The 11,693-nt window shown below is 74.7% G+C and carries 4 protein-coding genes; all 4 read right to left on the reverse strand.

Annotation, left to right across the window (positions count from 1 at the left end; genetic code table 11):
• The coding region (locus ACIG3E_RS06930; protein ID WP_399612212.1) for a type I polyketide synthase at window positions 1–2,069 on the reverse strand (2,069 nt) is incomplete at its 3' end.
• A 46-nt stretch (window positions 2,070–2,115) separates the two neighbouring features.
• Complete coding sequence (locus ACIG3E_RS06935; RefSeq protein ID WP_399612214.1) at window positions 2,116–8,547, reverse strand: SDR family NAD(P)-dependent oxidoreductase; 6,432 nt, start codon at window positions 8,545–8,547, stop codon at window positions 2,116–2,118.
• 83 nt (window positions 8,548–8,630) lie between these two features.
• A complete protein-coding gene (locus ACIG3E_RS06940; protein ID WP_399612217.1) occupies window positions 8,631–10,496 on the reverse strand; it encodes a BTAD domain-containing putative transcriptional regulator in 1,866 nt (621 codons plus the stop codon).
• 87 nt (window positions 10,497–10,583) lie between these two features.
• Window positions 10,584–11,675 (reverse strand): HAD-IIIC family phosphatase, encoded by a 1,092-nt coding sequence (locus tag ACIG3E_RS06945; RefSeq protein ID WP_399612220.1) that lies wholly within the window; start codon window positions 11,673–11,675, stop codon window positions 10,584–10,586.
• Window positions 11,676–11,693 lie beyond the last annotated feature (18 nt).

The following is an 11,693-nucleotide window of genomic DNA, read 5'->3' on the forward strand; positions in this document are numbered from 1 at the left end:
GCAGGAAGCGCCTGCATCAACCGGCCCCGCGCGGCCACCACCCGGCACGCATCCTCAAGGCTCAGCACACCCGCCACATGCGCCGCCGCCAACTCACCAATGGAGTGACCGGTCACGAAGTCCGGCACCACACCCAAGGACTCCACCCACCGGAACAACGCCACCTCAACCGCGAACAACCCCGGCTGCGTCCACCCCGTCTCATCCAGCCCCTGCCCGCCGAACACCACATCCTTCAGTGACCCCGGCAACAGACCTTCAAATCCAGCGCAGACCTCATCAAAGGCTGCCGCGAACACCGGGAAGGCCTCATACAACTCCCGCCCCATGCCCGGGCGTTGGGCGCCCTGTCCCGTGAACAAGAACCCGGTACGCCCCTCAGCAGCAACCCCCGACACCACACCCGGCACCGACTCACCACGAGCCAACGCCTCCAGACCGGCGACCAGTTCACCGCCGTCGGCCGCGAGTACCACCGCGCGGTGCTCGAACGCCACCGACCGCGAACTCGCCGCCGACAGACCCACATCCAACGGGGACACCCCGTCCCCGGCCACCGACACCAACCGCCCCGCCTGCGCCCGCAACGCCTGCTCGGTCTTGGCCGACACCGCCACCGGCACCACCGGCAGAGAAACGGTCGACTCTACCGGGTCGCCGGGCTCGGCCTCCGGGGCCTGCTCAAGGATGACGTGGGCGTTCGTGCCGCTGATCCCGAAGGAGGAGACCGCCGCGCGGCGCGGCCGTCCCGTCTCCGGCCAGGGGCGTTCCTCGGTGACCAGCTCGACCGCACCGGCGGTCCAGTCGACGGCGGGGGTGGGCTCGTCGACGTGGAGGGTCTTCGGGACCACGCCGTGCCGCATCGCCATGACCATCTTGATGACACCCGCGACACCGGCGGCGGCCTGCGTATGACCGATGTTCGACTTCAACGACCCGAGCAGCAACGGCTGGTCGTCCGAGCCGTCCGTACGCGCCTGCCCGTACGTGGCGAGCAGCGCCTGGGCCTCGATCGGGTCGCCCAGCTTCGTGCCGGTGCCGTGCGCCTCCACCACGTCGACCTCGGCGGGCGAGAGATCGGCGTCGGCGAGGGCCTGGCGGATGACGCGCTGCTGCGACGGGCCGTTCGGGGCGGTGAGGCCGTTGGAGGCGCCGTCGGAGTTGACCGCGCTGCCCCGGACCAGGGCGAGTACGGGCAGGCCGCGCTCCCGCGCCACCGACAGGCGGGCGAGGACGAGGACGCCGACGCCCTCGGAGAAGCCGGTGCCGTCCGCGGCGGCCGCGAACGCCTTGCAGCGGCCGTCCGGCGCGAGGCCGCGCTGGCGTGAGAACTCCACGAACACGCTGGGGCCCGACATCACGGTGGCGCCGCCCGCGAGGGCGATGTCGCACTCCCCGTTGCGCAGCGCCTGCTCCGCGAGGTGCATCGACACCAGCGACGACGAGCAGGCCGTGTCGAGGGTCACTGTCGGGCCCAGCAGGCCGAGCACGTAGGAGATGCGGCCCGAGGCGACGCTCGTGGTGCCGCCGGTGAGCACGAAGCCCTCCAGCTCCTCGGGCGTCTCCCCCGCGCGCGGCATGTACTCCTGCGGGATCACGCCGACGAACACGCCGCCGGAGCTGCCGCGCAGCGACGCCGGGTCGATGCGGGCGCTCTCCAGGGCCTCCCAGGACGCTTCGAGCAGGACGCGCTGCTGCGGGTCCATCGCCTGCGCCTCGCGCGGCGAGATCCCGAAGAACTCGGCGTCGAACCCGGCCGCGTCGGCCAGGAAGCCGCCCTTGGTGAGGTACGTGGTGCCGGGCGTCTCCGGGTCGGGGTCGGAGAGCCGGTCGAGGTCCCAGCCCCGGTCGTCGGGGAACTCGGTGAGGGCGTCGCCGCCGTCGCGGAGCAGCTCCCACAGCTCCTCGGGGGTGCGGGCGCCGCCCGGGAAGCGGCTGGCCATGCCGACGATCGCGATCGGCTCGCGGGCGGCGGTCCGCGCGTCCTGCAGCTCCCGCCGTGCTCGCTGCAGGTCCGTCGTGACCCGCCTCAGATACTCTCGAAGCTTCTGCTCGGTGGAGTTGGACATCCCGGGCAGCCCCCTTTCGTTCGGACTTTCGTTCGGAGAGGCGAGATCAGGCGATGTCGAGTTCGCCGTCGATGAAGTCGAAGATTTCGTCGTCGGAGGCCTCGGTGAAGTCCCGCTCCTCCCCGCCCGCGTCGACCGGCGCCGCGAGGCGGCGCAGCACCTCCTGGAGCCGCTTGGCCAGCACGTCCCGCTCGTCCTCGTCGAGGTCGGCCACGGCGAGCCGGTCGAGTTCCGCCACGAGCGAGCCGACGGTCGTCTCCTCGGCGGGGACGAGCAGTCCGTCGAGGAACGCGGCGAGCCCGGCCGGTGTCGGATGGTCGAACACGACCGTCGGCGGCAGCCGCAGGGCCGTGGCGGTGCCGAGGCGGTTGCGCAGCTCCACCGCCGTCAGCGAGTCGAAGCCGAGGTCCTTGAACGCGCTGTCCTCGTCGACCGACTCGGCCGTGCTGTGGCCGAGGACGACCGCCGCGGACTCCCGTACGAGTTCAAGGAGTTCCTTGCGGCGCTGCCGCTCGGGCAGCTCGAGGAGCCGGTCCGCCTGGGTGGTGGCCGCGGCCCGCGCGACGACGCGCCGCCGGACCTGCGCGGCCGGGTCGAGTGCCGACAGGAGGTCCGGCACCGGCTGTCCGCTCTCCCGCAGCCGGGCCACGTCGACGGGCACCGCCACCGCCAGCGGGCGGTGCAGCGCGAGCGCCGCGTCGAACAGGGCGAGCCCCTGCTCGTCGTCGATCGCGCCGAGGCCCATCCGGGCCAGGCGGTCCTTGTCGCCCTCGCTCAGGTGGCCGGTCATGGCGCTCTCCCGCGCCCACAGGCCCCACGCGATCGACGTGCCGGGCAGGCCGAGGCCGCGCCGGTGCTCCACGAGTCCGTCGAGGTAGGCGTTGGCCGCGGCGTAGCCGCCCTGGCCCGCGCTGCCGAGCACCCCGGCGACCGAGGAGAACAGCGCGAACAGGGCCAGGTCGTGGTCCTGCGTCAGCTCGTGCAGGTGCCACGCCGAGCGGGCCTTCGTACGCAGTACGGCGTCGAGGTCCTCCCGCGTCAGGGCCTCCAGGACCCCGTCGGAGAGCACTCCCGCCGCGTGCACCACGCCGGTGAGCCGGTGCGCGGAGCGGACGAGTTCGGCGACGGACTCCCGGTCGGAGACGTCGCACGCCACCACGGACACCTCGGCGCCCGCGGCCCGCAGGTCCGCGACCAGGGCGTCCACGCCGTCGGCCGCGGGACCGCGCCTGCTCGTCAGAAGGAGGCGCCGTACGCCGTGTTCGGCGACCAGGTGCCGGGCGACGAGCCCGCCGAGCACCCCGGTGCCGCCGGTCACGAGGACCGTGCCGTCGGGGTCGAGCGGCGCGGGCAGGGTGAGGACGATCTTGCCGACGTGCCGGGCCTGGCTGAGGTACCGGAACGCCTCCGGCGCGCGGTGCACGGGGTACGTGGTGAGCGGCATCGGCCGCAGCGCGCCCTCGTCGAACAGGACGCGGATCTCCTCCAGCATCTCCGCGATGCGGTCGAACCCGGCCTCCATCACGTCGAACGCCCGGTAGCGCACGCCGGGGTGGGCCGCCGCGATCTCGTCGGCGTCGCGGATGTCGGTCTTGCCCATCTCGATGAACCGTCCGCCGCGCGGCAGCAGGGCGAGGGACTCCTCGACGTGCTCGTGCGCCAGGGAGTTGAGCACCACGTCCACGCCGCGCCCGCCGGTGGCCTTCGTGAAGTGCTCGGCGTAGCCGAGGCTGCGGGAGTCGGCGAGGTGGTCGTCGTCGAAGCCCCAGGCGCGCAGCACGTCCCGCTTGCCGGAGCTGGCGGTGCCGAAGACCTCGGCGCCCCAGTGCCGGGCGAGCTGGAGGGAGGCGAAGCCCATGCCGCCGGTCGCCGCGTGCAGCAGCAGCGACTCGCCCGCCGTGAGCCCGGCGAGGTCCGCGAGGCCGTAGTACGCCGTCAGGTACACCACCGGCACCCCGGCGGCCTGCGCGAACGTCAGGCGCTTGGGCATCGGGACGACCAGCCTGCGGTCGGTGACCGTGACCGTGCCGAGGCCGCCGGTGAACAGGCCCATCACCCGGTCTCCGGGGGTGAGCCCGGTGACGTCGGCGCCGGTCTCCAGGACGATGCCCGCGCCCTCGCCGAGGGATGACCACTCGTCGCGGGCCACCATGCCGAGTTCCAGGAGCACGGCCTTGAAGTTCAGGCCGCCCGCGCGCACCGCGACCCGCACCTCGCCCGGCTCCAGCGGGCGCAGCACCTCGGGGCACGGCGTGAGCGACAGGCTGTCGAGGTCGCCGCGGTAGGTCAGGCCCAGGCGCCACGGCCGCTCGGCCGGTTCGGGCAGGGCCGGGGACGCGGCGGCGCGGGTGAGCCGGGGCACGGCGGCGGTCGCGCCGCGCAGGGCCAGCTCCGGGTGGTCGCTGGCCATCGCGGCGGGCAGCGCGGCCCGCGCCAGCGGGTGGTCGTCGGCGTCGATGTGGCGGAGGCGGCCGGGGTGTTCGCTGCGCGCGGTGCGCAGCAGCCCGGTCACCGCGCGGTGGGCGAGGTCGTCGGCGCGGGTGAGGACGGTGAGCGGGACGTCGGTGAGGTGCGGCTCGGCAAGCCACTCCCGTACGACGTGCAGCGTCCGGTCGACGACGTCCTCGACCTCGCCCTCGGGGCAGGTCCACAGGGCGGCCGTCGCCGACACCGGTGCGGCCGGGCGGCCTTGGCCGTCGGCGCCGAGCTCGATCCAGGTCCGCTCGGCGGGCGGCTCCGGCAGGTCCACCGGCACCAGGTCCAGGGCGAAGAGAGCCGAGGTGTCGGCGCGCCGGTGCCCGAGCGCGGCCACGTCCACCGGCCGCAGGGCCAGTTCGCCGACCGAGGCGACGGCCTGCCCGGCCTCGTCGGTGACGAGTACGGCGACCGCGTCGGGCCCCGCCGGGGTGAGGCGGACCCGGGCGGTCCGCGCGCCGGTGGCGTGCAGGCGCACGTCGCTCCAGCTGAACGGGGCCCGGACGCCGTCGGCCCCCAAGAGGCCCGCCGCGTGCAGCGAGGCGTCGAGCAGCGCGGGGTGCAGGCCGAAGCCGGTGACGTCCTGCTCGTCGGGCAGGGCCACCGCGGCGTAGAGCGCGTCGCCGTCGCGCCAGGCCGCGCGCAGGCCCTGGAAGGCGGGGCCGTAGGCGTAGCCGCGCTCGGCGAGGGTCTCGTAGAACCCGTCGAGGGACACGGCGGCGGCGCCGGGCGGCGGCCAGGCGGTCAGGTCGTCGGGGGCCGGGTGGCTCTCGTTGGTCAGTCGGCCCGTCGCGTTGCGGGTCCAGTCGTTCGTCCCGGCCGGGGCGGTGTGGACGCTCACCGGGCGTCCGTCACCGCTCTCCGCGCCGATGAGGACCTGGAGGTCCAGGTCGGCGTCCAGGACGACCGGCGCGTGCAGGGTGAGTTCGGCGAGGTGTCCGCAGCCGACCTGGTCCCCGGCGTGCAGGGCCAGTTCGACCAGGGCGGTGCCGGGCAGCAGCACCGAGGCGCCGAGCCCGTGGTCGGAGAGCCAGGGCTGCGCGCCGCGGGAGAGCCGTCCGGTGAGGACGAGCGTGTCCGCGTCGGCCGTGCGCAGGGCCGCGCCGAGCAGCGGGTGCTCCGCCCTGCGCAGACCGAGGGCCGAGGTGTCGCCGACGGCCGCGGGCTCCTCAAGCCAGTAGCGCGTGCGCTGGAAGGGGTAGGTGGGCAGCTCCACGGCGCTCGCCGCGCCGGGCGGGATCCGCCAGTCGACCTCGACGCCGTGGACGTACGCCTTGGCGAGCGCGGTGTGGAAGCGGGCCCGTCCGCCGTCGTCGCGGCGCAGCGACTCCAGGACGACGGCGTCGGCCTCCGCATCCTCGACGCTCTCACCGATGGCGTTCACGAGGACGGGGTGCGCGCTGACCTCGACGAACACCCCGTGGCCCTGGTCGAGCAGGGCGCGCGTGCCCTGGGCGAAGCCGACGGTCCTGCGCAGATTGCCGTACCAGTACGCGGCGTCGAGCTCGGGTCCCGCCACGACCTCGTTGGTGACGGTGGAGTGGAACGGCACCCGGGACGGGCCGGGGGCGATGCCGGAGAGCGCGGTGAGGATCTCCTCGCGCAGGGCTTCCACGTGGGCGGAGTGCGAGGCGTAGTCCACCGGGACGAGGCGGGCGCGGACGCCGTCGGCCTCGCAGGAGGCGACGAGGTCCGCGAGGTCCTCGGGTCGGCCCGAGACGACCGTGCTGCCGGGGCCGTTGACCGCGGCGACCTCCACGGAGCCGCCGTACGCCTCGATGCGCCGCTCCGTCTCCCCCTGCGGCAGCTGCACGGAGGCCATGCCTCCGGTGCCCGCGAGCCGGGTGATGGCCTGGCTGCGCAGGGCGACGACGGCCGCGGAGTCCTCCAGGGACAGCGCCCCGGCGACGTACGCGGCGGCGATCTCGCCCTGGGAGTGGCCGAGGACCGCGTCGGGGGTCACGCCGTGGTGCTGCCACAGCGCGGCGACCGAGATCATCACGGCCCACAGGGCGGGCTGGACGACGTCGACGCGGTCGAGGGGCCCGGCGAGCGCGTCGAGCAGGTCCCAGTCGACGTACGGCTCCAAGGCGGCGGCACAGGCGTCCAGTTGGGCGCGGAAGACGTCCGAGTCGCGGTACAGGTCGAGCGCCATGCCGGACCACTGGGAGCCCTGCCCGGGGAAGACGAACACCGTCTTGCCGCGCGGGCGCGCGACACCGGTCAGGACGTCCCGCGACGGCCGCCCCTCGGCGAGGGCGAGCAGGCCCGCCGCCGGGTCGTCGCCGGTGACGGCCGCGCGCTGGGGCAGCCGGGGCGCGCGGGTGGCGAGCGCGACGGCCAGGGGCCCGCCCGTGGCCGCCGGGGTGAGGGCGTGCAGCTGCTCCGCCCTGGCGGCGAGCGCGGCCGTGGAGGAGGCGGAGAGGAGCAGCGGCAGGGCGGTGGCGTCGGGGAGCCGCGCGGGCTCCGCCCCGGCGACCGGTTCCGTCGCGGTCCGCGCTCCTGCCTCCGCCACGGCCGACGGGGCCGGGCCCGCCTCCGGGTCCGCCCCGGCCGACGGCTCCGGCGCCTGCTCGATGATCAGGTGGGCGTTGGTGCCGCTGATGCCGAACGCCGACACCGCGGCCCGGCGCGGCCGGTCGGTCTCGGGCCAGTCGCGCGCCTCGGTGAGCAGCTCCACCGCGCCCGAGTCCCAGTCCACGGCGGGCGAGGGCTCGTCGGCGTGCAGCGTCCGCGGCAGGTGGCCGTGGCGCAGCGCCTGGGTCATCTTGATGACGCCGCCGACCCCGGCGGCGGCCTGGGTGTGCCCGATGTTGGACTTCAGGGAGCCCAGCCACAGCGGCCGGTCCGCGGGGCGCTCCTGGCCGTAGGTGGCGAGGAGGGCCTGTGCCTCGATCGGGTCGCCGAGGCGGGTGCCGGTGCCGTGCGCGTCCACGACGTCCACGTCGGCCGCGGTGAGGCCCGCGTCGGCGAGGGCCTGGCGGATGACGCGCTGCTGCGAGGGGCCGTTGGGGGCGGTGAGGCCGTTGGAGGCGCCGTCGGAGTTGACCGCGCTGCCGCGGATCACCGCGAGCACGGGGTGCCCGAGGCGCTGGGCGTCGGAGAGCCGTTCCAGGACGACCATGCCCGCGCCCTCGGACCAGCCCGTGCCGTCCGCGGCGGCCGAGAACGCCTTGCAGCGGCCGTCCTCGGCGAGGCCGCGCTGCCGGCTGAACTCGACGAAGGTGTCCAGGGTCGCCATCACCGCGGCGCCGCCCGCGAGGGCGAGCGAGCACTCGCCGCCGCGCAGCGCCCGGGCGGCCAGGTGCATCGTCACGAGCGACGACGAGCACGCCGTGTCCACGGTGAGCGCGGGCCCTTCGAGGCCGAGGAGGTAGGCGATCCGGCCGGAGGCGACGCTGGCCGCGCTGCCGGTGCCGCCGAAGCCCTCGCCGCCCTGCCCCGACTCCTCCGCGCCGAGCCCGTAGCGCTGCCCGCCGTGGCCCATGAGGCCCACGAACACGCCGGTGTCGCTGCCCCGCAGCGCCTGCGGGTCGACGCCGGTCCGCTCCAGGGCCTCCCACGACGTCTCCAGGAGGAGGCGCTGCTGGGGGTCCATGGCGAGGGCTTCCCGGGGCGATATCCCGAAGAACTCGGCGTCGAACTCGGCCGCTTCGTACAGGAATCCGCCGCCGCGGGCGTAGTAGGTGCCCGGCACGCCGGGGTTCGGGTCGTAGCGGCCCTCGACGTCCCAGCCGCGGTCGGCGGGGAACGCCCCGATGGCGTCCCGGCCCTCGGTCACCAGGTCCCACAGGCCGTCCGGCGAGACGACGCCGCCCGGGTAGCGGCAGGCCATGCCGACGATCGCGATCGGCTCGCTGGCCGCCCGCTCCAGCTCGTGCAGGCGCTCGCGCGTGTCCTGCAGCTCGCCGACGGCCTGCTTGAGGTAGTTCCGCAGCCTGCCCTCGTTCTCCATCGTCTCGTCACTCCTCCGGCCGGGGTACTCAGCTCGGCCAGTCAACATTGCGGGGGTGGTGGGCAGCCGGGTTCGAGAACACCGGACCGGGCGGCGAATTTGGCCCCCGGAACCAACCGGTGGGCGCGTTCTCAACTGGCGACATGGCAGAGCCTCACCAGACGGGGGCCCCGGGGTGCCTCGACGCGTGGTTCGACGGCCACCGGTTCGAGGGTCATCCGGCTGGCGTGCCGCTGCCCCGCGCCCCACCCCGGGCGCCTGTGGAACAGCTCGGGGCGGGCCGCGGCGACCACGAGCACCGGGAGGGGCCGCGGCGCGTCGAGGAGGTCCTCGACGAACTCCAGTACCGCGGGGTCGGCCCGGTGCAGATCGTCGGCGAACACCACCAGCGGGCCGTGCTCGGCGAGCTTCGCCACGTTCGGCGTGCTCGCCCCGGTGGCGGCGAGGCGCACGGTCGCCGCGTTCTCCACGCGCCGCTCGAACGCCGCGAGCAGGGGCGACTTCCCGATTCCCGGCCCGCCGACGACCAGGACGAGATGCGGCCGCGAGCGGCGCCTGACCCGCTCCAGGAGGCTGTTGAGCACGCCGAGTTCGGGCTCGCGGTCGAGGACCTCCGCCTTGGCGAAGGAGTCGCGGTAGCGCCCCTTGACCGCCCAGCGCGGCCGGGTCCCGCCCTCACGGCCGTACGCGATGGCCGCTCCGGTCAGTCTCCTGGTACGGCCGCACACCACGATCTCCGTGTCCTCGGCTGCCTGGAGCAGGGACTCGCTGTCGACGAGCAGCGCCCCGTTGACGGGCAGGGGCTCCCGGGCGGATCCGCCGGGGCGGCCGCGCATCTCGCCGGTCGCCACGGCGACGCGCAGCACGGGCCGCTCGCCGTCGGGGACGTCGAAGCAGATCCGCTGCCGCAGCGCCATCGCGGCCCGCACCGCGCGCTCGGCGGCCTGCGCGGTGCCCTCGTCGCGCGGCGTCGCGGCCCGGAACAGGGCGAGGGTGACCGAGCCGGTCGACCCGGCGACCACGCCGCCGAGCCGCCCCACCTCCTCGTGCACGATCCTCGCGGTGCGCTCCAGGGCCCGGCCGACGTCCCTGACGCGGCCGCCGGTGGCGTAGTCGGCGCGGATCAGTACGGTGCTCACGCCGCTCCGGGTGACGGAGCGCTGCGCGGGGATGAGCTGGACCGGCCGGGCGACCGGGCGCTCGCGGGGCTCCGTCTCCTGCCCGAGGCCGGAGATCACCACCGGTCGTGCGGGCGCCGCGGGCGCCGCGATGGACGGGTCGTGCACCAGGATCGCGTGCTGGAGGAGGCGCAGCTCGCGCCCGGGTTCGAGCCCGAACTGCTCGGCGAGCCGCACCCGCACCCGCCGGTAGGCGGCGAGGGCGTCGGCCTGCCGTCCGCCGCGGTAGAGCGCGAGCATCAGCTGGTGGCACGCCCGCTCCCGCAGCGGCTCGGCCTCGACCATGGCCTCAAGCTCGCTGAGGACGGCCTGGTGGCGGCCGCCCGCGAGCTCGGCCTCGTAGTAGTCCTCCATCACGTCGAGCCGCGCGTTCTCCAGGGCGGTGAGCTCCGCCCAGGAGTGCCCGGACTCGACGAGGTCGGCGAGGGCCCGCCCGCGCCACAGGCCGAGCGCCTCCCGCAGGGTGGCCGCGGCGGCGCCGGGGCGGGCGGCCGCCAGCTCCGCGCGGCCCGAGCGCGCGAGGCGGTGGAAGCGGAACATGTCGACCTGTTCGGGGTCGACGTCGAGCCGGTAGCCGTGCGCGCACGTCAGCAGGGCGGGCGGCCGCGCGTCGCCGTGCGCGTGCTCGGCGAACGTGACGCGCAGGCCCCGCACGGCGTTCTGCAGGACCTTGCGCGCCGTCACGGGCGTCTCGTCGGTGCCCCACAGCCCGTCGAGGAGCTTGCTCGTCGCCACCTCCCGGTTGGCGTTGAGCAGCAGCAGGCCGAGCGTGGCCCGGCGGCGGTCGCCGCCGAGCGCGATCGGCGTCTCTTCGTCCATCAGTTGCAACGGGCCAAGTACCAAGAACTGCAAGACATCCCCCGTAGATCGTGCGTGTTCAGCGTGAGCCGTGCGTGCTGTCCCCGCCTACCGCCACTCCGCCTCGGCCCCGCCGACGAGCGGCTCGGGGGCCAGGACGCGCAGGGTGGTCGGCGGGTCCTGACGGACCGGCTCCAGATGCAGGCACTCGGTTCCCTCGGGCGCGGAGAACGCGGCGAGGCAGGCGCACTCGGCGGCGGCGAACCCCGCGAACCGGTAGGCGACCTCCATCATCCGGTTGCGCTCCGTACGCCTGAAGTCGGCGACGAGGTGCACACCGGCGCGCGCGGCGGCGTCGGTGAGCCAGCGCAGGAGCACCGCGCCCGCGCCGAACGACACGACCCGGCAGGAGGTGGCGAGCAGCTTGACGCGCCAGGCGCCCGGAGTCTTCTCGATCAGCATGACCCCGACCGCGCCGTGCGGCCCGAACCGGTCGGCCATGGAGACCACGAGCACCTCGTGGTCCTCGTCGGACAGCAGGGAGCGCAGCGCGGCGTCCGAGTAGTGCACGCCGGTCGCGTTCATCTGGCTGGTCCGCAGGGTCAGTTCCTCGACCCGGGTGATCTCCTCGTCCCTGGCCTTGCCGATCCGCATCACCAGGTCGAGCGAGCGCAGGAACTCCTCGTCGGCGCCCTGGTACTCCTCGCGCTGCTGGTCGCGCTGGAACCCGGCCTGGTACATCTCGCGGCGCCTGCGCGCGTCGACGGTGACCACCGCCGGGCTGAACTCGGGCAGGTCGAGCAGCTGGCCCGCCTGCTCGGCCGGGTAGCACCGCACCTCGGGCAGGTGGTAGGTGACCTCGGCGCGCTCGGTGGGCAGGTCGTCGATGAACGCGATCGTCTTCAGGGAGAAGTTGAGGCGCTCGGCGATGGAGCGCACGGACTCCGACTTCGGGCCCCAGCCGATGTGCGGAAGGACGAAGTACTCGGCGAGGCCGAGCTCCTCCAGCTTCGCCCAGGCCTCGTCGTGGTCGTTGCGGCTGGACACGGCCTGCAGGACGCCCCGGGCGTCGAGCTCCGTCACGACCTTGCGGAGGGTGTCGTCGACCTCGACGTGGCCGTCCTCGACGAGTGTGCCCTGCCACAGGGTGTTGTCGAGATCCCAGACCAGGCACTTCACGATGGGTTGTGCTTCTGACATGTTCGCTCCCCCGTTCCG

Origin of the sequence: Streptomyces sp. NPDC053474, assembly GCF_044544845.1 — a bacterium.
Lineage (GTDB): Bacteria > Actinomycetota > Actinomycetes > Streptomycetales > Streptomycetaceae > Streptomyces.